The organism is Rhodococcus sp. DMF-1 (assembly GCF_021441945.1).
Lineage (GTDB): Bacteria > Actinomycetota > Actinomycetes > Mycobacteriales > Mycobacteriaceae > Rhodococcus > Rhodococcus ruber.
This window is the reverse complement of the sequence record NZ_CP090442.1, coordinates 303,988-327,252: the sequence shown is the minus strand read 5'-3', so window position 1 is coordinate 327,252 and position 23,265 is coordinate 303,988. Positions and strand designations below refer to the sequence as shown.

21 protein-coding genes are annotated in these 23,265 nt (G+C 72.3%); 9 read left to right on the top strand and 12 right to left on the bottom strand.

From position 1 onward, the window contains the following. Positions 1–24 precede the first annotated feature (24 nt). The 5 genes from egtD to LZP97_RS01655 form a co-directional block, all read right to left on the bottom strand. The gene (gene egtD, locus LZP97_RS01675; RefSeq protein WP_017679505.1) at positions 25–981 is read right to left on the bottom strand and encodes an L-histidine N(alpha)-methyltransferase; all 957 of its coding nucleotides are present in this window, start codon (positions 979–981) and stop codon (positions 25–27) included. After that, positions 978–1,724 (bottom strand): ergothioneine biosynthesis protein EgtC, encoded by a 747-nt coding sequence (egtC, locus tag LZP97_RS01670; RefSeq protein ID WP_026137478.1) that lies wholly within the window; start codon positions 1,722–1,724, stop codon positions 978–980. Before egtC ends, egtD begins: the two co-directional genes overlap by 4 nt. Next, the gene (gene egtB / locus LZP97_RS01665; RefSeq protein WP_040274471.1) at positions 1,717–3,012 is read right to left on the bottom strand and encodes an ergothioneine biosynthesis protein EgtB; all 1,296 of its coding nucleotides are present in this window, start codon (positions 3,010–3,012) and stop codon (positions 1,717–1,719) included. The genes egtC and egtB overlap by 8 nt, the downstream gene beginning before the upstream one ends. Next, positions 3,009–4,241 (bottom strand): ergothioneine biosynthesis glutamate--cysteine ligase EgtA, encoded by a 1,233-nt coding sequence (gene egtA / locus LZP97_RS01660; protein ID WP_017679502.1) that lies wholly within the window; start codon positions 4,239–4,241, stop codon positions 3,009–3,011. The genes egtB and egtA overlap by 4 nt, the downstream gene beginning before the upstream one ends. A gap of 79 nt (positions 4,242–4,320) precedes the next feature. Next, positions 4,321–5,562 (bottom strand): APC family permease, encoded by a 1,242-nt coding sequence (locus tag LZP97_RS01655; protein WP_064065647.1) that lies wholly within the window; start codon positions 5,560–5,562, stop codon positions 4,321–4,323. A 45-nt stretch (positions 5,563–5,607) separates the two neighbouring features. On the opposite strand from LZP97_RS01655, the gene LZP97_RS01650 reads away from it, so the two are divergent. From LZP97_RS01650 to pth, 4 genes are all read left to right on the top strand, one after another. Beyond that, the gene (locus tag LZP97_RS01650) at positions 5,608–6,786 is read left to right on the top strand and encodes an aminotransferase class V-fold PLP-dependent enzyme (protein ID WP_234574952.1); all 1,179 of its coding nucleotides are present in this window, start codon (positions 5,608–5,610) and stop codon (positions 6,784–6,786) included. 88 nt (positions 6,787–6,874) lie between these two features. After that, complete coding sequence (locus LZP97_RS01645) at positions 6,875–8,344, top strand: FAD-dependent oxidoreductase (protein ID WP_048771943.1); 1,470 nt, start codon at positions 6,875–6,877, stop codon at positions 8,342–8,344. A 206-nt stretch (positions 8,345–8,550) separates the two neighbouring features. Continuing rightward, positions 8,551–9,156, top strand: a complete 606-nt coding sequence (locus LZP97_RS01640; protein WP_010592961.1) for a 50S ribosomal protein L25/general stress protein Ctc — start codon at positions 8,551–8,553, stop codon at positions 9,154–9,156. A 103-nt stretch (positions 9,157–9,259) separates the two neighbouring features. Further along, a complete protein-coding gene (gene pth / locus LZP97_RS01635; RefSeq protein ID WP_010592962.1) occupies positions 9,260–9,832 on the top strand; it encodes an aminoacyl-tRNA hydrolase in 573 nt (190 codons plus the stop codon). A 45-nt stretch (positions 9,833–9,877) separates the two neighbouring features. On the opposite strand, the gene LZP97_RS01630 is transcribed toward pth, so the two are convergent. Then, positions 9,878–11,512, bottom strand: coding sequence for a fatty acyl-AMP ligase (locus LZP97_RS01630; protein WP_010592963.1), 1,635 nt, complete (start codon positions 11,510–11,512; stop codon positions 9,878–9,880). A 217-nt stretch (positions 11,513–11,729) separates the two neighbouring features. Here LZP97_RS01630 and LZP97_RS01625 point away from each other — a divergent pair, with 217 nt between their 5' ends. Then, entirely contained in the window at positions 11,730–13,400 is a 1,671-nt protein-coding gene (locus LZP97_RS01625; RefSeq protein ID WP_010592964.1) for a peptide chain release factor 3, read from the top strand. A gap of 104 nt (positions 13,401–13,504) precedes the next feature. After that, positions 13,505–14,038: a hypothetical protein gene (locus LZP97_RS01620; protein WP_048771946.1), complete on the top strand. Its 534-nt coding sequence runs from the start codon at positions 13,505–13,507 to the stop codon at positions 14,036–14,038. 88 nt (positions 14,039–14,126) lie between these two features. Here the strand turns inward: LZP97_RS01620 and LZP97_RS01615 are convergent, their stop codons facing one another. The 4 genes from LZP97_RS01615 to LZP97_RS01600 all read right to left on the bottom strand — a co-directional run bounded on the left by LZP97_RS01615 (position 14,127) and on the right by LZP97_RS01600 (position 16,939). After that, complete coding sequence (locus LZP97_RS01615) at positions 14,127–15,164, bottom strand: enoyl-CoA hydratase/isomerase family protein (protein WP_017679495.1); 1,038 nt, start codon at positions 15,162–15,164, stop codon at positions 14,127–14,129. Between the two features lie 83 nt (positions 15,165–15,247). Further along, a complete protein-coding gene (locus tag LZP97_RS01610) occupies positions 15,248–15,694 on the bottom strand; it encodes a VOC family protein (protein WP_017679494.1) in 447 nt (148 codons plus the stop codon). Between the two features lie 44 nt (positions 15,695–15,738). Beyond that, entirely contained in the window at positions 15,739–16,218 is a 480-nt protein-coding gene (locus LZP97_RS01605) for a nuclear transport factor 2 family protein (protein ID WP_017679493.1), read from the bottom strand. Between the two features lie 97 nt (positions 16,219–16,315). Beyond that, the gene (locus tag LZP97_RS01600) at positions 16,316–16,939 is read right to left on the bottom strand and encodes a TetR/AcrR family transcriptional regulator (RefSeq protein WP_017679492.1); all 624 of its coding nucleotides are present in this window, start codon (positions 16,937–16,939) and stop codon (positions 16,316–16,318) included. A gap of 91 nt (positions 16,940–17,030) precedes the next feature. On the opposite strand from LZP97_RS01600, the gene LZP97_RS01595 reads away from it, so the two are divergent. Beyond that, a complete protein-coding gene (locus LZP97_RS01595; protein WP_048771949.1) occupies positions 17,031–18,545 on the top strand; it encodes an acetyl-CoA acetyltransferase in 1,515 nt (504 codons plus the stop codon). Beyond that, positions 18,542–19,336 (top strand): enoyl-CoA hydratase-related protein, encoded by a 795-nt coding sequence (locus LZP97_RS01590; RefSeq protein ID WP_017679490.1) that lies wholly within the window; start codon positions 18,542–18,544, stop codon positions 19,334–19,336. The genes LZP97_RS01595 and LZP97_RS01590 overlap by 4 nt, the downstream gene beginning before the upstream one ends. A gap of 100 nt (positions 19,337–19,436) precedes the next feature. Here the strand turns inward: LZP97_RS01590 and LZP97_RS01585 are convergent, their stop codons facing one another. Both LZP97_RS01585 and LZP97_RS01580 read right to left on the bottom strand, forming a co-directional pair. Then, positions 19,437–21,233, bottom strand: coding sequence for an ABC-F family ATP-binding cassette domain-containing protein (locus LZP97_RS01585; RefSeq protein ID WP_048771951.1), 1,797 nt, complete (start codon positions 21,231–21,233; stop codon positions 19,437–19,439). 21 nt (positions 21,234–21,254) lie between these two features. Then, a complete protein-coding gene (locus LZP97_RS01580) occupies positions 21,255–22,181 on the bottom strand; it encodes a 4-(cytidine 5'-diphospho)-2-C-methyl-D-erythritol kinase (RefSeq protein ID WP_010592974.1) in 927 nt (308 codons plus the stop codon). Positions 22,182–22,256: 75 nt separating this feature from the next. Here LZP97_RS01580 and LZP97_RS01575 point away from each other — a divergent pair, with 75 nt between their 5' ends. Further along, positions 22,257–23,246: a helix-turn-helix transcriptional regulator gene (locus LZP97_RS01575; RefSeq protein ID WP_010592975.1), complete on the top strand. Its 990-nt coding sequence runs from the start codon at positions 22,257–22,259 to the stop codon at positions 23,244–23,246. Positions 23,247–23,265 lie beyond the last annotated feature (19 nt).

The following is a 23,265-nucleotide window of genomic DNA, read 5'->3' as shown; positions in this document are numbered from 1 at the left end:
CGTCGGCGGCCGGGGCCGCGCGGGTCAGCTGCGGCTCGCGCCGATCAGCGCGAACCGGCCGTCGGGATCGATCCACTCGCGCCGTACGACGAACCCGGCCTCGGTCAGTTCGCGGCCCATGCCGTCGAGCCGGAACTTGGCGGAGATCTCGGTGCGCAGATGCTCGCCCTCCTCGAACGCGATCTCGAGGTCGAGGCCGGGAATCCGGACCGTCATGGGCTCGGTGGCCTCGAGTCGCATCTCGATCCACTCGTTGATCGGGTCCCACACCGCGACGTGCCGGAACTTCCCGGGTTCGAAGTCCGCGCCGAGCCGGGCATTGAGCACGTTCAGCACGTTGCGGTCGAACTCCGCGGTGACCCCGGCGGCGTCGTCGTAGGCCGGCACGAGCACGTCGGGATCGGTGACGAGGCCGATTCCGAGCAGTAGCCACTCCCCCGGCTCGAGCACCGCGGCGAGGTCGGTGAGGAACGCGGCGCGCTCGGTGGGCGCCAGGTTGCCGATGGTGCCGCCGAGGAATGCGATCAGGCGGCGTCCGCCGCCGGGCAGATGCGTGAGCGATCCGGTGAAGTCGCCGACGACGCCCCGCACGGTCAGGTCCGGGTATTCGACGGAGAGCCGGGTCACCGCGGACTGCAGGGCGACCTCGGAGACGTCCTGCGGTACGTACGTATGGATGTACGGTCGCAGCGCGTCGAGCAGGATCTCCGTCTTCTCCGAGGATCCCGATCCGAGCTCGACGAGCATCTCGGGCCGCGCCTCGTCGGCGAGCTCCGACGAATGTTGTTGCAGCAGAGACCGTTCGGTGCGGGTGGGATAGTACTCCGGCAGCCGGGTGATCTGATCGAACAGCTCGCCGCCGCGCTCGTCGTAGAGCCACGTCGGCGAGAGCCACTTCGGCGACGACGTCAGCCCGCGGCGCGCGTCGGCCCGCAGCGACTCGTCGAGCTGCTCCGGCGTCAGGTACACGTCCACCGTCATGAGACGGCCACCTCCATGGGGGACACGATGAGATGCCCCGGTCGGGCGCTGACCAGGTGCCGGTCCGGCACCTGGCGCCAGCGCGGATCGTCGTCGTACGGTTCCGAGGACACCACGGCGACGTCCTCGTCGACGAGGGTCCACAGCGAGTGGTACCAGGCCGTCGCCCACAGCCCGGAACCGTTGCCCAGCAACAGGTTCAGCCGCGAAGCCGGGGCGACGTCGAGCACGTCGTGCACGAGCCGCATCAACGCCTGCTCGGGCCGCGAGGAACGCAGCCGCGAATACAACAGCAGCCACAGCGCGGCGGCGTCGGTGGGCGACTCGAGCCGCAGCAGTTCGGCCACCGGCAGGCGCTCGGCCAGCGAGACGAGCGACCCGGGCCAGCCGCGGACGACGCCGTTGAGGCTGAACGCCCAGCCGTCGCGGGTGAACGGGGCGCACGCCGAGCGCTCCACCGGCATGCCTTCCGTCGCCGAACGCAGCGACGCCATGACGGCTCCGGCGCTGATATGCGAAAGACCTTCGGCGACAAAGGGATCGGACCAGATGGGGGTGGGGTTCCGATAGCGGCCGAAGCCGTCCGCACCCCACCATGCCACCCCGAACCCGTCGGCGTTGATCGTGCCGCCGCCACGCATGTCCTTCGGCGCCCACGACTGGCGCACCAGCGACCGGGGTCCCTCGGTCACCAGGGAACTCACCGAGCGGACCGGCCCGAGGTATCCCAGGTGTCTACACATCCGGCACGTCCCGCGCGCAGCGGAAGCCGGCGAAGATCTGCCGCCGGATCGGCAGGTCCCAGTTGCGGAAGGTGCCGCGGCAGGCTGCAGGGTCGGTGCCGAAGGAGCCGCCGCGCAGCACCCGGAAGTCGCCCCCGAAGAACACCTCCGAGTACTCCCGGTACGGGAAGGCCGCGAATCCGGGGTACGGCTCGAATCCGGACGCCGTCCATTCCCACACGTCCCCGATCAGCTGGTGCACCCCGAGACGCGACGCACCCGCGGGGTACGCCCCGACGACGGCCGGCTCGAGGTGCCGCTGGCCGAGGTTGGCGTGGGCCTCGGTCGGTTCCTCGTCGCCCCACGGGTAGCGCCGGCTCTGCCCGGTCAGCGGGTCCCAGCGGGCGGCCTTCTCCCACTCGGCCTCGCTGGGCAACCGGCGTCCGGCCCAGCGGGCGAACGCCTCGGCCTCGTGGAAGCACACGTGCACGACGGGCTCGTCGGGGTCGAGCGGCACCGTCACCCCGAACCGGCGGCGCCACCACGTGCCCGCGTCGTCGCGGGTCCAGAACTGGGGAGCCTCGAGTCCCGCCTGCTCGCGGTGCAGCCACCCCTGCGGGCTCCACAGTTCCCGGCGGGCGTAGCCGCCGTCGGCGAGGAACTCGAGATAGCGCCCGTTGGTGACCGGCACGGTGTCGATCGCGAAGGCCGGCACGTACACCCGGTGCGCGGACCGCTCGTTGTCCAACGCCCACGGATCCGTCGACGTCCCCATCTCGAACTCCCCGCCCGGGATCAGCACCTCCGCCGCGGCCGGTGCTTCGGCGCGCCGCGGCGCCGGCGGCGCGTCGAGGACCGGGGGCCCCGCCCGCAGCTGGTGTGTCGCGAGCATCGTCTCCGCGTGCTGCACCTCGTGCTGGACACTCATCGCGAACACGAAACCCTCGCGGGTGAGGTCGGTGTCGAAGCGGCACCGCGCCAGCACGTCCGCCGTGTGCGCGCGGACCTCCGCCGCGTAGTCGCGGGCCGCCCGCGGCCCGAGCAGCGGCAGCGCGGGCCGGTCCGCCCGCGGATGGCGGAAGGCGTCGTAGAGGTCGTCGACGTCCGGGCGCACACCGGCGTGACCGCCGGCCGCCCGGAGCAGCCAGCGTTCCTCCTGGTTGGCGATGTGCGCGAGGTCCCACACGAGGGGACTCATCAGCGGTGAATGCTGGGCCGTGAGTTCCGCGTCGTCGATGTCGGTCAGCGCGAGCACCCGCGCCCGCGCCCGCGCGAGGTCCCGGTCGAGCCGGGCATGCAGACCGCTCACCGATCCTGGACCTCCGGGGTGCGACCGCGGCAGCACCGCTCCGCCGCCGCGTCCAGCGCCGCGGTGAACCGCATGTCCGGCGACGCCTCCGCGGCGAGGGCGAGCAGTCCGACCGCCGCGGCCCGGATCTCGAGATCCGCGAGTCCGAACTCGGCCGCCTCCTGCCAGCGATCCACGACGGGGGCGGCGACGGCCAGGGCCTCGTCCATGACGGCCGGCGAGGTGAGCAGTGCCTCGACCGCGGCGACCGGGACCTGCCACAGGGCCCCCGGCTGCGCGTCGATGTACCGGACCTCGAGGTGCCCGGCCGGACGCACCGGCGGGAACAGGGTGGTCAGGTGGTAGTCCAGGTCGGCGACGGTGGGCCGGCGCCCGATCTCGTCGTCCAGGTCGCCACCCAGCCAGTCCGCGAACGACGCGCCGGGCGGCGCATGCCAGTCCCCGCCGGTCGCGCGCACACACAGCAGCGGCGCGTCCAGCGCCCACGCCGGGTAGCGCGCCGGATCGGGCACGGGGGTGGTGCGGTCGGCGTCCAGCGCCAGCCAGGTGCGCATCCGCTGCGACGCCCAGTTCCCGTCCGGTGCCCCACGCAGCGAAGGCGAACACGCGAACGCGGCCACCAGCGCCGGTCCGACGGCGTGCAGTACCCGCCACCGCCGGGCCAGCTCGTCGTCGTCGGCGCCGGCGTCGACGCTCACCTGGGTGGCGGCGGTGCTGTTCATCATCAGCCGGCCCAGCGGCCCGATCCGATCGAACCGCAGTTCCATCGCGCTGTAGCGGGGAGTGCGCAGCAGCCGCTGCGGTGGGCGCAGCCCGTCGGCCGCCGCGTCGACCAGGTCCACCGACCGGCGCGCCAGCAACGCACCCAGCATGCGGGCGTCGGCGGTGAGACGATCGCAGACCTGCCGCGCCGAGACACACGGCACGCTCGACAGTTCCACCTGCCCACCCGGCTCGAGGGTCACGGCGCTGCCCGACGGCAACGGCCGCGCCGAGGAGCCGGGAGCCAGCTGCCGGGGGGCGTGCGGACCGAGGGCCTCGAGGATGGCCTGCAACTCCGGCCGGGCGCGAGTGCCGTCGGCCCGGGCGGTGAGCCATTCCAGTTCCACGCCGATCAGCCGGGGCGGCCCGAAGCGGAAGCTCACCCGGCGCACGTGCAGCTCGGCGGCGGTTCGTGAGGCGATGCCGGCGTCCGCGCGCGGCACCGCCGGGTCGACTGTGATCACCACTCGGTCCGCCCCTCCCTCGCCTGTGGGCCAGCTCACGGACGAGCCTAACGTCAACCGGCGACAGGAGGCGGCTGAACGCTCACGCCGCGGCCCGGCGCGTCGCCCGGACGACGACACCGGCCGCGAGCACCACGATGCCGGCCACGACCGCACTCGGCGGCAGCGTCAGCACCAGGACGACGCATCCGACGGCGCCGACGACCTGCAGGAACCGGGGGTAGCGCCGGTTCTCGTCCCGCTGGGTGAAGGCGGCCAGATTCGCGACGAGGTAGTACACGAGAACACCGAAGGATGAGAATCCGATCACTCCGCGCAGATCGACGGTCGCGACGAGCACGCACACCGCCGCCGCGACGGCGAGTTCGGCCCGGTACGGCACCGCGAATCGCGGATGCACCGCGGCGAGCGGCCGGGGCAGATCACCCTGCCGCGCCATCGCGAGCGCGGTGCGGCCGACGCCTGTGACGAGGGCGAGCAGAGCCCCCAGCGACGCCGCCGCGGCCCCGGCGACCACGACGGGCGCCGCCCACGCCCAGCCACCCACGCGGACCGCGTCGAGCAGCGGCGCGCTGCTCGACGCGAGCCGGTCCGGGCCGAGGCATGCGAGCAGGGTCACGCCGACGACGGCGTAGAGCAGCACCACGAAGCCGAGGGCACCGACGATCGCCCGCGGGATGGTCCGGCGCGGCTCGCGCACCTCCTCACCGAGGGTCGCGATCCGCGCGTAGCCCGCGAAGGCGAAGAACAGCAGGCCGGCCGCCTGCAGCACCCCGTAGGCACCGCCGACGGGACCGAACGGATCGGCGGGTTGCGCCCCGGGACCGGCCCAGCTCGCCGTGATCGCGACGGCCAGCGCCACGAGCACGAGGGTCACGATGATGCGGGCGAGCCGGGCCGTGCGCGTGATGCCGCGGTAGTTCACGGCGGTCAGGGCGAGGACCGCGGCGACGGCGACGGGCCGCCGCCACGGTTCCGGCACGACGTAGGAGGCGAACGTCGCGGCCATCGCCGCACAACTGGCGGTCTTGCCGATCACGAAGCCCCAGCCCGCCACGAAACCCCACCACGGCCCGAGCCGTTCCCGCCCGTACACGTAGGTGCCACCGGACGTCGGGTACTGCGCGGCGAGCTGCGCCGACGAGGTGGCGTTGCAGTACGCCACGACCGCGGCGAGGGCCAGGCCGACGAGCAGGCCCGCGCCGGCGGCTGCCGCGGCCGGCGCGAACGCCGAGAACACCCCCGCCCCGATCATCGCGCCGAGCCCGATGGCGACGGCGTCGCCGGTGCCGAGCCGGCGTTGCAGGGATTTCGATTCGCTCACGTATACATTCCAAGCACGAAGACATGAACGGGAGGTGCGTCCTCGATGCTCGACCTGCAGCGCGCCCGTCGCGACACGCCCGGCTGCTTCGACCGGGTCTTCCTCGACAGCGCGGGCTCGTCGCTGCCGCCGACCCCGGTGCTGGAGACGACCGTCGCGCACCTGCGACGCGAGGCCGAGGTCGGCGGGTACGTCGCCGCCGCGGAACGCGCCGACGACCTCGCCGCGGTGAAGACCTCGATCGCGCGGCTGATCGGCGCGGAGGCGCCGTCGATCGCCCTCGTCGAGAGCGCCACCCGGGCGTGGGCGAGCTTCTTCTACCCGGTGCCGCTCCGCGCGGGCGACCGGATCCTGCTCACCCGTTCCGAATACGCCAGCAATGCGGTCTCCGCGCTGCAACGGGCCCGGGCGACCGGCGCGACGGTGGAGACGATGCCGACGGACGCGCTCGGCCGCATCGACGTCGACGCCCTCACCCGCACGCTCGACGAGCGGGTCAAACTGGTGTCCGTCGTGCACGCCCCCACCAACGGCGGGCTCGTCAACCCCGTGCGGGAGGTCGCCGACGCGGCGCACGCCGTCGGCGCGCTGGTGCTGCTCGACGCGTGCCAGTCCGTCGGGCAGCTGCCGGTGAGCGTGCCCGAGTTCGACGTCGACGCCCTTTCCGCGACCGGACGCAAGTGGCTGCGCGGACCCCGCGGCACGGGCTTCCTGTACGTCCGCCCCCGGCTGGTCACCGAGCTCGAACCGGCCGTCCTCGATCTGCACAGCGCGCAGTGGACGGCCCCGGGCGAGTACCGCCTCGCCGACGACGCGACGCGGTTCGAGCTGTGGGAGACGAACGTCGCCGCCCGCCTCGGGCTCGGTGCCGCCGTCGACTACCTGCTCGACCTCGGGGTCGACGCGGTGACCGAGGCGGTCGCCTACCGCGCCGAACACCTGCGCGAGGGCCTGGGCCGGATCCCGGGCGTGGCCGTGCGCGACCTCGGGAAGGAGCACAGCGGCATCGTCTCGTTCACCGTCGACGGCTGGGAGCCGCCGCGGCTGCGGGAGGCGCTGGCCGCCGAGGCGATCACGGTCACGGTCAGCGGGCGCGGGTCGACGCTGCTCGAGATGTCGGCGCGACGGCTCGAGTCGGTGGTGCGCGCCTCCCCGCACTACTTCGTCTCCCCCGCCGACGTGGACCGGTTCCTGGCGGCCGTGCGGTCGCTGGCCCGGTCCTGACCGTCCCGGCGACCGGGACGACCGGTTCCGTCCGGCGGCTCACGCGGTCAAGGTGTGCGAATCCCCGCACCACTTCGAGAGGATCGCGATGACCGAGACCAGTCCCGTCCGTCCTGTTCCCGTCGACCGGATCTCCGCCTGGGATCTCGAGGCCGACGTCGTGATCGCCGGGTACGGCATCGCCGGGGTCTGCGCGGCCGTCGGCGCTGCCGACGCCGGAGCCGACGTGCTGGTGCTCGAACGCACCGGCGGGTGGGGCGGCGCCGCCGCCCTCGCGGGCGGCTTCGTCTACCTCGGCGGCGGCACGGCCGTGCAGAAAGCCTGCGGATTCGAGGACTCGGTGGACGGCATGCGCGCGTTCCTCACCGCGGCACTCGGACCGGGCGTGGACGAGGAGAAGATCGCCGCCTACTGTGCGGGCTCCGTCGAGCACTTCGACTGGCTCGTCGGCTGCGGTGTGCCGTTCAAGCACGAATTCTGGGGCGAGCCCGGCTGGGAGCCTCCCACCGACGCGGGCCTGCAGTACACCGGCGGGGAGAACTCGGCGCCGTACGCCGCCGTCGCCCGGCCCGCGCCGCGCGGCCACGTGCCGCAGATGAGCAACAAGCGGACCGGTGAGCAGGGCGGCGGCTACATGCTCGTGAAGCCGCTCGCCGAGAAGGCCGAAGCCCTCGGGGTCCGCGCCGAGTACGACGTCCGGGTGCAGGCCCTCGTCACCGACGCGTCCGGCCGGGTCGTCGGGGTGCTGGCCAAGCGGTACGGCACCGACCTGGCGATCCGGGCCCGCCGCGGGGTCGTTCTCGCCACGGGCAGCTTCGCCTACAACGACGACATGGTGCGGGCCCACGCCCCGCACCTGGTGGGTCGTCCCGCCGCGTCGATCGAGGAACACGACGGTCGCGCGATCCGGATGGCGCAGGCGCTCGGCGCCGACCTGGCCCACATGAACGCCACCGAGGTGGCGTTCTTCTGCGATCCCCAGCTGATCGCGCGGGGCATTCTCGTCAACGGTCGCGGCCAGCGGTACGTGCCCGAGGACACCTACCCGGGCCGCATCGGGCAGCTGACCCTGCTGAAGAACGACAACGAGGCGTTCCTCGTCATCGACGAGGAGTCGTACGAGGCCGGGGTCGCCGCCCCGACGTCGTCGGCGCAGCTGCGCCACCAGCCGAAGTGGGTGTGCGAGACCGTCGCGGAACTCGAGGCCGAGATGGGTCTGCCCGAGCGGGCGCTGCAGTCCACGGTGGAGGTGTACAACCTGCACGCCGAACGGGGCGCCGACCCGCTGCTGGGCAAGAAGCGCGAATGGGTGAAGCCGATCGGGTCGCCCGTCGCGGCGATCGACCTGCGCGGCATGACCGGCGGGTTCACGCTCGGCGGCCTGCGTACGAGCCTGCACGCGGAGGTCCTGCACGTCGACGGTGCCCCGATTCCGGGGCTGTATGCGGCGGGACGCGCGGCGGCCGGACTGTCGGCGTGGGGGTACTGCAGCGGCGTCTCCCTCGGCGACGGCAGTTTCTTCGGACGGCGGGCGGGCATCGCCGCCGCGGGCGGCTGAGCGCAGGGGTGGCATTCGACCCGCTCGGGCGGATCCGGTAGAGTCGATCGAGTTGTCTCGGCGAGGGTGAACCGCGAAATCGCTGGCTCACCGTGATCGACGCGGCTGCGGCTCCGCTCGAGCGTGCCCACGCTCCTGGCCGCGCGCGTCGCCCCTCGCCGGGAAGACCGCCCCAGTTCGAGCCATATGCGTAGGAGCCTTTCAGCATGTCCGAGGAAAACCGTATCGCCGCCGTCGTCCGCACCGAGTTCGGCAAGGGTGCCGCCCGCCGCGCCCGCCGCGACGGGCAGGTGCCCGCCGTCCTGTACGGCCACGGCACCGATCCCCAGCACCTGTCGCTGCCGGCCCGCGAGTTCGCGGCCGTGCTGCGCGCCCACGGCACCAACGCCGTGCTGACCCTCGACGTCGACGGCTCGGAGGAGCTGGCGCTGACCAAGTCGGTCGTGGTCCACCCGATCCGCAACTACATCGAGCACGCCGACCTGCTCGTCGTGAAGAAGGGCGAGAAGGTCACCGTCGAGGTCCCGCTCGTGGTCACCGGTGAGGCCGCCTCCGGCACCCTGGTCGTCAACGAGGTCAGCACCGTCCAGCTCGAGGCCGACGCCCTGAACCTGCCCGAGCAGGTCGAGGTGTCCATCGACGGTGTCGAGGCCGGTACCCAGATCCTCGCGAACGACGTGCAGCTGCCCGCCGGTGCGACCCTGCAGGGCGACCCGGAGCTGCTGCTGGTGAACGTGGTTGCCGCACCGACCGCCGCCGCGATGGAGGGCGAATCCGCGGAGGGTGAGGCCGCCGAGGCCGAAGAGGCCTGAGCCCCAACCGGTTCCGCGTGACACGGGCGAGCGGCGCGTCATCCCCTCGGGGTGACGCGCCGTCGTCGTAGCACTACCCGCCGCAACGGAAGGACACCGCCAGGTGAGCGACGCCACCGCACTCGTCGTCGGGCTGGGCAATCCCGGCCCGCAGTACGAGAAGACCCGCCACAACATCGGCTTCATGGTGGCCGACACGCTCGCCGCCCGCGTCGGCGGGAAGTTCAGCGCGCACAAGCGCAGCAACGCCGAGATCGTCCAGGCCCGCCTCGACGGCCGGCAGGTGATCATCGCCAAGCCGCGCACCTTCATGAATCTCTCGGGCGGACCCGTCGCGGGTCTCGCCCGCTTCTTCTCGGTCGAGCCCGCCGACATCGTCGTCGTGCACGACGAACTGGATCTGGACTTCGGCACGGTCCGGCTCAAGCTCGGCGGCGGGGAGAACGGCCACAACGGGCTGCGGTCGATCTCGAGTGCCCTCGGCACCAAGCTCTACCTGCGTACCCGGGTCGGGATCGGCCGCCCGCCGGGCCGCATGGACCCGGCCGACTACGTGCTCAAACCGTTCTCGTCGACCGAACGCAAGGAACTCGACCTGATCCGCGAGCAGGCCGCGGACGCGGTGGAGCTGCTGCTGCGGGTCGGCCTGGAGGACGCCCAGAACCGGGTCCATTGACGTGTGCCCTTCCGGACCGGCCGCGGTCCGGAAGGACACCCCGCGCTACCCGCCGAGCAGGTGGACGGAACTGCCGCGCCGCAGCTTGCCCGACGACGTCTTCGGGATGCTGCCCGGGCCGAGCACCGCGACGGTGCGCGGCCGCACCCCCACCTCCGCGACGACCGCGTGCACGACGTCGCGTTCGATGCGGCGCACCTCCTCCGGGTCGTCGATCCGGTTGGTCTCGACGGCGACCGCGAACGACTCCCGCTTCTCGCCGGAATCGAGCCGGATCGCGACGGCGTTGCCGGGGCGCACGCCGTCGACGCTGCACGCGGCTCGTTCGATGTCGGTGGGATAGACGTTGCGGCCACCCATGATGATGACGTCCTTGACGCGCCCGCACACCACGACCAGGCCGTCCTCGGTGAAGTAGCCGACGTCGCCGGTGTCGAACCAGCCCTGCGGGTCCTGCGCGGGCACCGGACCGTCGACGGTGAGGTAACCGTGGGTGACGGCCTTGCCGCGCAGCTGGATGATGCCGACGCCGCGGGGCGGCAGTACCTGCCCGTCCTCCCCGACGACGCGGCCCTCGAGGCCGGGCACGAGATGCCCGAGGGTGGGCAGGCGCCGGGCGTTGGACCGGGTCGACGGGACCGCCATCCCGCCGGCCTCGAGCAGGTCGGGGTCGACGAGATCGAGGATCTGCCCGCGTCCCGGATCCGGCACCGAGACCGCCAGGGTGGTCTCGGCCATGCCGTAGACCGGCGCGAGCGCCGCCGGATCGAGCCCGAACCGGGCGCCGGCGGCGGCGAGGGCCTCCATGGTGTCCGGGTCGACCGGTTCGGCACCGTTCCACATCCACCGCACCGACGACAGGTCGACGGCGCCGTCGGGCGCCTGTGCGAGCTTGCGAGCCAGGAGTGAGTACGCGAAGTTCGGTGCGGCCGTCACGGTTCCGCGGTACTTGCTCATCAGCTCGGCCCACAGCAGCGGGGAGCGCAGGAAGTCGAGCGGGGTCACGGAGACGACCTCGGCGCCGACCTGCATGGGCACGCTCAGGAAGCCGACCATCCCCATGTCGTGGAACAGCGGCAGCCAGCTGACCATCACGTCGTCGTCGAGGGAGAACTTGATCCGCTCGATCATCGCGTACGCGTTGACGTAGAAGTTCTCGTGCGTGATCTGCACGGCCTTCGGGGAGCCCGTGGACCCGGAGGTCAGCTGCTGCAGCGCGATGTCCTGCTCGTCGGTGGGCAGCGGGTCGACCGGCGTGCCGGCATCCATCTCGGCGATCGTGACGACGGGAATTCCCCGCTCGGCCAGGAGCGGCGCGGCGATCTCGAACGGCGCGCCGAGCACCACCGCGCGGGCGCCGATCATGCCGATGACGACCTCGGTGTCCCGTGCCCACAGCGCCAGGTCGGTGCGCGGGGTGGGCTGGTGCAGCATCGTCACCGAGGCGCCGCGCATCCACACCGCCTGACAGGCGGGTGCGATGTCCACCGGATTCCCCGCGAGGATGCCCACGGCGTCGCCGTGACCGATGTCGGCCGCGGCGAGGGCACCGGCCATGCGCCGGGCCTGCTCGTGAATCTGCCCCCAGCTCTGGCGCCGGGGAGCGTCGGGCTCGCCGGTGACCAGACCGTGCGGGGAACGATCCGCGGTCTCGTACATCTCGTCGGTGAATCTGCTCACGAACCACTCCTCACGTCGATTCGCCCCCGGGCACCGGGTACGACGTTGCCCAGGGTGCCCCCGATCCGTCCCGGGAGTAAGTCTCTTCGGAGAATGTGACCGAATCTCACGGAAATCGACATTCGATTGCCGAGTAACATGGACGAGTTGTCTGCGATGCGCGAGCCGCCCGCGTGCATCGACGAGCCGCACATCCGCTTCGAGAGGTACTTCCGCGTTGACTACCCCGCCCGTTTCCACCGGCAACGACGCCGGCACCACCGCCGTGTCGTCGAAGGAAGTGCTCGCGGAGGCGGGTCGCCGCCGCACCTTCGCGGTGATCTCCCATCCGGACGCCGGCAAGTCCACGCTGACCGAGGCGCTGGCCCTGCATGCGAAGGTCATCGCCGAGGCCGGTGCGGTGCACGGCAAGGCCGGACGCAAGTCCACGGTGTCCGACTGGATGGAGATGGAGAAGGCCCGCGGCATCTCCGTCAGCTCCACGGCGTTGCAGTTCAACTACCGCTCCGAGGAGTCCGACGACGACGTCGTCAACGTGATCAACCTCGTCGACACACCCGGTCACTCCGACTTCTCCGAGGACACCTACCGGGTGCTCACCGCCGTGGACGCGGCGGTGATGCTGATCGACGCCGCCAAGGGCCTCGAGCCGCAGACACTCAAGCTGTTCCAGGTGTGCCGTCACCGGGGCATCCCGGTCATCACCGTGATCAACAAGTGGGACCGGCCCGGCCGGACCCCGCTGGAACTGCTCGACGAGATCGACGAGCGGATCGGCCTGACTCCCACCCCCCTGTTCTGGCCCGTCGGCATCGCCGGGGACTTCCGTGGCCTGCTGCGGCGCGGGGAGGACGGGGCACCCGTCGAGTACGTCAAGTTCACCCGCACCGCCGGCGGCGCGCGGATCGCTCCCGAGGACCGGCTCTCCCCCGCGGAGGCCGAGGACCGGGAGGGCGGGACGTGGACCGAGGCGGTGGAGGAGTCGGAACTGCTGTCGGCCAGCGGTCAGGACCACGACCAGGAGCTGTTCCTGGCCGGACAGACGTCGCCGGTGATCTTCGCGTCGGCCATGCTCAACTTCGGCGTCCGGCAGATCCTCGACACCCTCGTCGCGCTGGCGCCGCCGCCGCGCGCCCGGCTCGACGTGAACGACGCTCCCCGCAACGTCGACGACCCGTTCAGCGCCGTGGTGTTCAAGGTGCAGGCGGGGATGGACACCGCGCACCGCGACCGCCTGGCGTTCATGCGGGTGGTGTCCGGGGTGTTCGAGCGCGGCATGGTCGTCACCCACGCGCAGACGGGCAAGCCGTTCGCCACCAAGTACGCGCTGACGGTGTTCGGCCGGGAACGGTCCACGGTGGAGAACGCGTACCCCGGCGACGTGGTCGGGCTGGTCAACGCCACGGCCCTCGCCCCCGGGCACACCCTGTACGTGGACCGGAAGGTGGAGTTCCCGCCGATCCCGTCGTTCGCGCCCGAGCACTTCTCGATCCTGCGCGCCGAGAGCGCCTCGAAATACAAGCAGTTCCGCAAGGCCGTCGATCAGCTCGACTCCGAGGGCGTGGTGCAGATCCTGCGCAACGACATCCGCGGCGACGCGTCCCCGGTGATGGCCGCCGTCGGTCCCATGCAGTTCGAGGTGGTGGCGGCCCGGATGAAGGCCGAGTACAACGTCGAGCCGCGGATGGAACCGCTGGGCTACGCGCTGGCCCGCCGCACCGACGCGGCCTCGGTGGACGAACTGAACCGGCAGCGCGGCGTCGAGGTGTTCACCCGGTCCGACGGTGTGCTGCTGGCGCTGGTCAGCGACAAGTGGCGATTGCAGTACCTCCTCAAGGAACTGCCCGACCTCACCCTCGAGCCGCTGGTGGCCGCCGCCGACCAGTGACACCTGTGGTGGGTGGGACCGGTGTGGCTGTGCGTGGGACCGGTGTTGCTGGTAGTTTGCTGTGCCGTCGAGCCGACCCGGGCTCGCGGATGTCAGGAGCGTTCATGGACGACGACTCGACCGCACCGACCGACGGCACGCCGCTGCGCGGCCGTTCCGAGCCGGCGGACGAGTCGCCCGGACCCAAGCGGGCGGGCACCTTCGTCTATCCCCTGCCGGGAACCCTGACCGGCAACGGCGCGTCCGCCCCGCACGCGGTGGGAAGCCACGCGGCGGACCACGACGTCGCCGACGAGGCCGGAGGCAACGGCAGCGATCCGCTCTCGCTGCCGAGCTTCGACGAGATCGTCGCCGGCACGAACGGCGTCGCCGCGGACAGCACTCCGACCGCCGCGTCGCGCCGCAACTCGATGGGAGTGGCATCCGTGCGGATCGCGGCGCGACTGGCGCACACCGAGCTCGCCGCCCGCGCGCAGCGTCCCCACGCCTCCGATCCGACGGTCGAGACCGACGAACTGCTCACCCTGCTCGGTGAGTACCTCGTCGCGGGCGGATTCGAGAAGCCGGAGATCCGCGCCGTGCTGGGCGGGCAGGAGATCGTCGTCGACCTGCTCGCCCCGCGGCGCACCGCGCTCTGACGTCCGCATCCGCGCACCCCCTGGTCGAACGCGCACGAAATTACCTGTGCAGCTGACCATTTCGTGCGCGTATGGCCGGCCGGGGTGCCTACTCCCGGAACAGCCCCGCCACGACGGCCGGGTCCACGTCGCCGATCCCCCGCGGCGACCACGACGGGTTGCGGTCCTTGTCGACGAGCACCGCGCGCACCCCTTCGGCGAAGTCCGGCTCGGCGGTGATGCGGACCGCGACCTCGAGTTCCCGCGCGAAGCACTCGCGCAGCGGGCTCTCGGCGCCGCGGCGCAGCAGCTCCGCGGTGACCCAGAGGCTCGTCGGGGATGCCGCACCGAGCGCCGCCCGGGTGGTGACGGCCCACGTCTCGTCGATGTCGTGGTTGCCGGACAGGCGCTCGACGACGTCGGCGACGGTGCCGTCACCGAACACCGCATCGATGTCCGGGTACCGGTCCGCGATCGCCGACGCGGGGGCCGCCTCGGCGAACTCGTCGAGCGCCGGCTGCCAGTGGCCCTCGCGGATCCGGTCGGCGAGGGCGTCGATCCGGTGACTGGGAACGAAGTGCGTCGCGAGGCCGACGGCGATGGCATCGCCGGCGTCGACGCGGGCGCCGGTCAGCGCCAGGTACAGGCCGACCGCGTCGCAACGGGCCGTGGTGCCGCGCAGCCGCGGCAGGAAATGACTGGCGCCGACGTCGGGGATGAAGCCGATCGCCGTCTCCGGCATCGCCAGCACGGCCCTCTCCGTCACGACACGGACCGCGCCGTGCACCGAGATGCCCAGCCCGCCGCCCATCGTGACTCCGTCGAGGAGCGCGAGATACGGCTTGGGGTAGGTGGCGACCAGTTCGTCGAGCCGGTACTCGTTCGCGAAGTAGTCCCGGACCGTGGCGGTGTCCCCGGCCACGGCGGCGTCCCGCACCGACTTGATGTCGCCACCGGCGCAGAACGCGCGGTCGGATGCGCTGGTGACCAGGACCGCGGTGATCTCCGGGTCGTCGCGCCATGCCAGCAGGGCCTCGTACATGTCGCGGATCATCGACGAGTCGAGGGCGTTGAGGGCCACCGGCCGGTCGAGCACCACCTCGCCGATGCCGTTGGCGACGCGGGTGCGGATGAAGGTGTCGGTCACGCGCCGGAGCCTACCGGCCCCTGCCCCGGCAGCCGATCATGTGGGAGCCCCGATCGCGCACGTGTCTGCGCGGGGCGCCGGACCTACCTGCCGGTACCGGTGGCGGCGCCCTGCCGGCGGCCGGTCAGGGGCCCGACGAGCAGCCATCGGTGTCCGAACGGATCGAGCAGCGTGGCGTTGCGGTGACCGTGACTCTCGGCGATCCAGCGTTCGACGGTGCCGCCGGCGTCGCGGGCCTTGGTGAGCACGGCGTCGGTGTCGTCGACCGGGAGCATCAGGCTCACCGACGTCGCGCCGGCCTCGGGCGCGGACAGGCCCATCTCGGGGAACTCCTCCGCCAGATACACCATCCCGGTGGGAAAGACCAACTCGGCGTGGCCGATCCGGCCGTCCTCGAGCACCACGGGGTCCCCCGCCAGCGTCGCGTCGAACACCTGCCGGTACCAGTCGATGGCACTGCGGGCGCGACCCACGATGAGGTACGGGAGCGCACCGGCCCGGGGGAAGACTTCGGTGTCGGTCGCGGTCATCGGACGGGTCCCCTCCTCTCGGCCGGTACGGGTTCGCGGCCGGTTCAGGACGCGCGGGGCGGCTGCTGCAGCAGCGACCACCGGTTCGAGGTGAGCCGGAAACTGGGCATGTCGGCAACGGACGTGACTGTCTCCCAGTTCCTTTCGTAACCGGTGTGGGAGATGCGCCAGAGCCCGTCCGTGCCGCGCACGTAGCGGTCGTGGTAGTAGGCGGACCCGCGCATCACGAGCCCGTCCTCGGGCACCACCACCGTGTCGGCGAGGAACCAGATACCCGTGGCCGTGTCCCCCTCGACGTCGATCTCGGGGTGGCCGCAGTGGTGTTCGGTGATGACGTGGGATCCGAGGGTGTTCTCGAGGAAGTTCAGGAACGCGTCGCGCGATTCGAAACTCAGGTGTTCGCCGTAGACGGCGGTGGCCTCGGGAACCATGGTGTCGGCCAGTTCGATCCACGACTTCGTGTCGAGCGCCCGCGCGTAGCGGTACTTCAGCCGCTCGATCTCACGTATCGCCTGCAGGTCCATTCTCGCGCCTCCCACCACAGGGCCTGTCTGCCAGGCTAGCCGGGATCCCCCTTGGGGGGTATCGATTCCGGCGGCTCGCCGGGCAATTGGATTGCAGTTAGGTCACGGGACCTGGATCGTGTTCCCGTTTCGCGATCAGGGCGCGGATCGCGGCGTCGACGAGCGTGCGGGCGTAGGCGTCGTCGTCCGCCGCCGGTCCGGCGAGGGAGAACAGCACGTGGCTGAGCGCCGCACCGGTGACCATCTCGAGCAGGAGGGTCACCGAGACCTGCGGCGGCAGCTCACCGCGTTCGACCGCCCGCAACACGATGGTGCGGGCCGCGACGAGGCGGCTCCGATTGAGCGTGGTGGTCAGGTGGGCCAGCAGGTCCGGGTGCACGCGCGCGTCGAGCGCGACGCGCAGGCTCACCAGCCCAGGTGTGGTGCGGTAGCCGCGCAGCAGCTGGGTGACCAGTTCGACCAGGTCCGAGCGCAACGCCCCGGTGTCGATCGGCACCGGCAGCGGGCTGCGCGCCTCGAGCGCCTGCACGAGCAGTTCGTCCTTGGTGGCCCAGCGGCGGTACAGCGCCGCCCGTCCCACCCGGGCGCGCCGGCCGACCGCGTCGAGCGTGAAGCCGCGCCAGCTCGTCTCGGAGTAGACCTCGATCACGGCGTCGTAGACGCGATCCTCGAGGTCGGCATCGCGGGGTCGGCCACGGCGACGCACGATCGGCTCGGTCACGGTGAGCAGTGTGCCAGACCATTTACAGACTGAATCAGTCCGTATTACTGTGCGGGTGACCGTTGCCCCGACCACTCCCCCGAGGCCGCACATGACCGACCCTGCCCGGACACCCGTCGTCGTCGGCGTGGGCGACCTGCGCTCCGGACGCGCCGGCGCCCCCGCCGACCCCCGCGAACCGCTCGACCTGATCCACGACGCCGCCGGGGCGGCCCTCGCCGACACCGGCGTCGACGGCATCGCGCGGCGCATCGACGCCGTGTACGCCGTCAAGACCGCGAGCTGGGCGTACGACGACCTCCCGGCGCTCCTCGCCGCACGCCTCGGCGCCGCGGCGGCCCGCACCCACACCAGTCCCCTCGGGGGGCACTGGCCGGCAGCGCTGCTCGACCGCATCGGCCACGAGATCGCCACCGGCACGACCGGCGTCGCGCTCCTCGTCGGCGGCGAATGCCAGGCCTCGGTCACCGCCGCGACGAAGGCCGGCACCGACCCCGCCGCACTCGGCTGGACCACCGACCCCGGCGGCCCGCCCGCCTTCGACCCGGACGACCTCGGCAGCCCCGCGATGCAACGCGCCGGGATGCTCGCCCCCACCCGCGTCTACCCGCTGTTCGAGACCCGGCTCAGCCACGAACTCGGGCACTCCCACGACGAATCGCTGGCCTGGTCCGCGCAGCTGTACGCCGCGTTCTCCGAGATCGCCGGACGCAACCCCGCCGCCTGGAACCCCGATCTGCGCACCGCCGAGGACATCACCACCGTGGGCCCGCGCAACCGGATGGTCACCGCCCCGTACCCGCTGCTGCTCAACGCGATGCCGTTCGTCGACCAGGCGGCCGCCGTCGTCGTCACCTCGCTCGCCACCGCCCGCGAACTCGGCGTCGCCGAGGACCGGATCGTGTACGTGTGGGGCGGGGCGGGCGCGACCGAACCGGCCGACATCCTCGCCCGCGCCGGCCTCGGCCGGTCCGCGGCACTCGCCGACGCCCTCGCCCGGACCCTCGAACGCACCGACCTGCGGCCGGCCGACCTGGACATCGTCGACGCCTACAGCTGCTTCCCGGTGGTGCCGAAGCTGCTCGTCGAACACCTCGGCCTGCCCCGCGAGACCGTCCCGAGCGTCACCGGCGGCCACTCCTTCTTCGGCGGACCGCTCAACAGCTACACGCTGCACTCCCTCGTCGCCGTCACCCGCCGGCTGCGCACCGACGGCGAGATCGCCCTCGTCCACGGCAACGGCGGCTACCTGACCTACCAGCACACCGTCGTGCTCGCCGCCGCCCCGCACACGCGCGGGTACGTCGGCGACCCCGAGCCACACGTACTGCCCGCCACCGGACCCGAACCCGCCGTCGGCTACAGCGGTGACGTCGAGATCCATACGGCAACCGCGGAATACGGACGCGACGGCCATCCGGCGATCGGGTTCCTGGTGGGCACCACCCCCGACGGCCGTCGAGTCTCCGGCTACACCGACGCCGCCGGCGCGCAGGTGCTCGCCGCGGGTGCGGACATCGTCGGGCGCACCGTCCACGTCGTCGACCGCGGCGGCGCCCTGACCGTCACCCTGACCGATCCCGTCACCGAGGAGTCCCCCGCATGACCGAGCCCGTCGTCCTGGTCGAACAGCGCGGCCACACGCTGCTCGTCACCATCAACCGGCCCGGGGCCGCCAACAGCATCGACGCCGAGGTGCACACCGGCCTCGGCGAGGCGTGGGAACGCGCCGACAGGGACCCGGACGTGCGCGTCGTCGTCCTCACCGGTGCCGGAGAGCGGGTGTTCTGCGGCGGCGCCGACCTCGAGGCCCTCGGGACCGCCGGACCGGGTGGGGTCACCCCGCCCGAGACCGCGCACTGGGGGTTCGCCGGCGTCGTCAGGCACCCGATCGCCAAGCCGATCGTCGCGGCGGTCAACGGCACCGCCCTCGGCGGCGGTACCGAACTCGCCCTCGCGAGCGACCTCGTCGTCGCCGCCGACACCGCCGAGTTCGGGTTGCCCGAGGTCCACCGCGGCCTCATCGCCGGCGCCGGCGGGGTGTTCCGCATCGTGCAGGCCATCCCGCGGTCCGTCGCGATGGAACTCGTGCTCACCGGCAGGCCGATGTCCGCGGCCGACGCTCTGCGCTGGGGCCTGGTCAACCGCGTCGTCCCCCGGACCGACGTCCTCACCACCGCGCTCGAGCTCGCCGACCTCGTCGCGACCGGCGCGCCCCTGGCCGTGCAGGCGAGCAAGACGATCGCCCGCGGCATCGTCGACGGCATCGTCCCGTCCGAGGAACCGGCCTGGGACGCGACCGAGGCCGCCCTGGCCCGGCTGACCACCAGCGCCGACACCGTCGAGGGCGTCATGGCTTTCATGCAGAAGCGCGCACCCGTCTGGAGCGGACGATGACCACCGCACTGGATCGGGAGACCTGGGACACCCCCGAGCGGGCGGCTCCGCCGCCGGTGTGTCCTTTGGGCTGCTACCGCCGCCCAAAGGACACACCGGTCTACAAGTTCTCGGCGAGCTCCATCCACTGCTCCTCGGCGGCTTCCTTCTCCGCGACCACGCCGCGCAGCTCGGCGTCGAGCTTCTGCAGGCGATCGGGATCGGTGGCCGCGTCGGCGAGGTCGTGGTGCAGCTTCTCCTCCCGCTCGGTCAGCTTCGCCACGCTCCGCTCGAGCCGCGCCAGCTCCTTGCGGGCGGCCCGCTCGGCGGCGCCGTCGCGCTTCGGTTGTTCCGCGCCCTGTTCGGGCATCGACGTCTTCGCGACCGTGGAGGCCGACGACGGGATGTCCCCGTCACCGAGCGCCGCACGACGGCGCAGGTACTCGTCGATCCCGCCCGGCAGGTTGGTGAGCGCGCCGTCGCCGAACAGCGCCCACGTCGAGTCACAGATCCGCTCGATCAGATAGCGGTCGTGCGAGATGACCACGAGGGTGCCCGCCCACCCGTCCAGCAGGTCCTCGAGCTGCTGCAGGGTGTCGATGTCCAGGTCGTTGGTGGGTTCATCGAGCAGCAGCACGTTCGGCTCGGCCATGAGCACCCGGGTCAGCTGCAGCCGTCGACGCTCGCCACCGGAGAGATCGCCGACGGGTGTGCGCTGCCGCGCCGGGGTGAACCCGAGCCGCTCGGCGAGCTGGCCGGCCGAGATCTCCTTGTCCCCCAGTGTGATCCGTTCGGCCACGTCCTTCACCGCGTCGAGCACCCTCAGGTCGGTGGGCAGGTCGTCGAGTTCCTGCCGCAGCCAGCCGATCTCGACGGTCTTGCCCTGGATGCGACGACCGGACGCCGGTTCGATCTCCCCGGCGAGGGTGCGCAGCAGCGTCGTCTTGCCGGAGCCGTTGACCCCGACCAGGCCGATCCGCTCCCCCGGGCCGAGCCGCCACGTCAGGTCGCGCACCAGCTCGCGGCCGTCGGGGGTGGTCAGTGTCGCGTCCTCGAGCTCGATGACCACCCGGCCCAGACGGCGTTTGGCGAACGACGCCAGCGCCACCGTGTCCCGCGGCGGCGGCACGTTCGCGATCAGCGATTCCGCCGCCTCGATGCGGTAGCGCGGCTTCGAGGTGCGGGCCGGGGCCCCGCGCCGCAGCCAGGCGAGTTCCTTGCGCGCGAGGTTGCGGCGCCGTTCCTCCATCGCGTCGGCCTGCCGGGCCCGCTCGGCACGAGCGAAGATCCAGTCGTTGTAGCCGCCCTCGTAGCTTTCCACCTGCCCGTTGACGACCTCCCACGTGCGGGTCGCGACGGTGTCCAGGAACCACCGGTCGTGGGTGACGACGACCAGGGCGCTGCGCCGGGCGAGCAGGTGCTCGGCCAGCCACTGCACACCCTCGACGTCGAGGTGGTTGGTGGGCTCGTCGAGGACGAGCAGGTCGAGGTCCTGCACGAGGGCGGCGGCCAGCGCGACGCGTCGGCGTTCGCCGCCGGAGAGCCCGTCGACGAGGGCGTCGAGGCCGAGCCGGTCGACACCGATACCCGCGAGGACGGAGCGGATCCGGGCGTCGCCGGCCCATTCGTGCTCGGCCACCCCCAGCGGTCCCAGCACGACCTGTCCGACCGTGGATCCGGCCGGCAGGACGCCGCGCTGGGTGACGACCGCCATGCGCAGCCCGCCGACCCGGCTGACCCGGCCCGAGTCGGGCTCCTCGAGGCCGGTGAGGACCTCGAGGAGGGTGGTCTTGCCGCCGCCGTTGAGGCCGACGACGCCGATGCGCTCGCCCTCCTGCACACCGAGCGACACCGAGTCCAGCAGCGGTTTGATGCCGAAGGACTTCGAGACCTGTTCGAGGTTGATCAGATTCGCCACGCGGAGCAATGCCTTCCGAGATCAGGGGTGGGAGTTGTCGACGACGCGCGCGCCGGGGACCGGGCCGGAGGCCACGCGCACCGTCCGGCACACGCCGGCCCCGGCCAGTTCGGCGCTCACCGTCACCGCCGCGGCGGCGTCGGCGCACAGGAATGCACACGTGGGGCCGGACCCGGAGACGATGCCGGCCAGCGCGCCGGCCTCCACGCCCGCCCGCAGGGTGCGGCGCAGTGCGGGCGCGAGCGAGAGGGCCGCGGACTGCAGGTCGTTGCCCAGCAGCGGTGCCAGCACGTGCGCGTCACCGGCGGCGAGGGCCTGCAGCAGGTCGTCGAGGCCGCGGACCCGGGGCGGGGAACCTTCCGCCCGGAGACGGTCGAGTTCGCGGAACACCACCGGAGTCGACAGGCCACCCTTCGCGAGGGCCAGCACCCAGTGGAAGGTGCCACGGGAGAGGACCGGCACCAGCTGCTCGCCGCGGCCGGTGCCGATGGCGGTGCCGCCGTGCAGGCAGAACGGCACGTCGCTGCCCAGTTCCGCCGCGAGGTCGTCCAGGTCGTCGCGGGCGAGACCGAGTCCCCACAGGGCGTCGAGTGCGACGAGGGTGGCGGCGGCGTCGGCGCTGCCACCGGCCATCCCGCCGGCCACGGGGATGCCCTTGTCGATCGTGATGGCGACCTCGGGTGCGCGCCCGGCGCGTTCGGCCAGCAGCGTCGCGGCCCGCCAGGCGAGATTGGTGGCGTCCGCGGGGACGGCCGCGGCGTCCGCTCCGCGCACCCGCAGGCTCAACACGTCGGCTCGCACGACCGACACCTCGTCGCTCAGGGACAGCGCGTGGAAGACCGTGCGCAGCTCGTGGTACCCGTCCTCGCGCAGGTCACCGACGGCGAGATGCAGGTTCACCTTGGACGGTGCTCGCACGGTGACGGGGCTCGGGACGACGGACAGCACGGATATACAGCTTACGCACCCCTGCGGTCCCGAATGCGGACGGCGGCTGTCCTCGTTCGCTGGCATGCTCGGACCATGCGCGAAACGTCCGCTCGCCTGTTGCGGCTGCTGTCGCTCCTGCAGACCCGGCGGGACTGGTCGGGTGCCGAGCTGGCCGACCGCCTGCAGATCACGACCCGCACGGTGCGCCGGGACGTGGACAAACTCCGCGACCTCGGTTACCCCGTGGACGCCACCGTCGGGGTCGGCGGCGGATACCGCCTCGGCGCCGGCGCGGAGATGCCGCCGCTGCTGCTCGACGACGAGGAGGTCGTCGCGGTGGCCGTCGCCCTGCAGTCCGGGGCGACCGGCTCGGTGACGGGGATCGGCGAGGCGTCGGGGCGTGCCTTCGCCAAGTTGCGGCACGTGATGCCCTCGCGGCTGCGGCACCGGCTCGAGGCGCTGCGTGTGGAGGTCGTCGAGCGGGCGCCCGCCGCGTCCGCAGTCGACGCGGCGCTGCTGTCCGCCGTCGCCGCGGTGTGCCACGCACACGAGCGGCTGCGGTTCGACTATCGCGCGCACGACGGCGGCTGCTCTCGGCGGGAGGTGGAGCCGTACCGGCTGGTGCGGTCGGGTGCACGCTGGTATCTGATGGCGTGGGATCTGCATCGGCAGGACTGGCGGTCGTTCCGGGTCGACCGGATGGAGCCGAAGATCCCCACCGGTCCCCGGTTCGTCCCGCGCGAGCTGCCGCCGGGCGGGGCGGCGGAGTTCGTGAGCCGGGGCATCGCCCGCGGCATCGTCCGGACGCGGGCCCGGGTGCTGCTGCACGCGCCGTTCGACTCGATCGTGCCGATGGTCGACGAGCAGTGGGGAACTCTCGAGCCGGTCGACGAGAATCACTGTGCGGTCGCGCTCGGTGGCTCGTCGCTCGGGTCGATCGCGAGCTGGCTCGCGGAGTTCGACGTCGACTTCACGGTGCTGGATCCGCCGGAACTGCGGGAGGCGTGTCTGCAGGCAGGCCGCCGGCACGAGCTGCTCGCCCGGAGATACGAACGCGCCGGCTCCGTCGCGGGAAGCGACTGAGCCGGCGCGTGCGGTGACC

Bases quoted from the DNA above. Each gene is read 5' to 3' on its own strand.
- egtD (WP_017679505.1), bottom strand. From the start codon at position 981: ATGACGGTGGACGTGTACCTGACGCCGGAGCAGCTCGACGAGTCGCTG.
- egtC (WP_026137478.1), bottom strand. From the start codon at position 1,724: ATGTGTAGACACCTGGGATACCTCGGGCCGGTCCGCTCGGTGAGTTCC.
- LZP97_RS01650 (WP_234574952.1), top strand. From the start codon at position 5,608: ATGCTCGACCTGCAGCGCGCCCGTCGCGACACGCCCGGCTGCTTCGAC.
- LZP97_RS01645 (WP_048771943.1), top strand. From the start codon at position 6,875: ATGACCGAGACCAGTCCCGTCCGTCCTGTTCCCGTCGACCGGATCTCC.
- LZP97_RS01640 (WP_010592961.1), top strand. From the start codon at position 8,551: ATGTCCGAGGAAAACCGTATCGCCGCCGTCGTCCGCACCGAGTTCGGC.
- LZP97_RS01620 (WP_048771946.1), top strand. From the start codon at position 13,505: ATGGACGACGACTCGACCGCACCGACCGACGGCACGCCGCTGCGCGGC.
- LZP97_RS01610 (WP_017679494.1), bottom strand. From the start codon at position 15,694: ATGACCGCGACCGACACCGAAGTCTTCCCCCGGGCCGGTGCGCTCCCG.
- LZP97_RS01605 (WP_017679493.1), bottom strand. From the start codon at position 16,218: ATGGACCTGCAGGCGATACGTGAGATCGAGCGGCTGAAGTACCGCTAC.
- LZP97_RS01595 (WP_048771949.1), top strand. From the start codon at position 17,031: ATGACCGACCCTGCCCGGACACCCGTCGTCGTCGGCGTGGGCGACCTG.
- LZP97_RS01590 (WP_017679490.1), top strand. From the start codon at position 18,542: ATGACCGAGCCCGTCGTCCTGGTCGAACAGCGCGGCCACACGCTGCTC.
- LZP97_RS01575 (WP_010592975.1), top strand. From the start codon at position 22,257: ATGCGCGAAACGTCCGCTCGCCTGTTGCGGCTGCTGTCGCTCCTGCAG.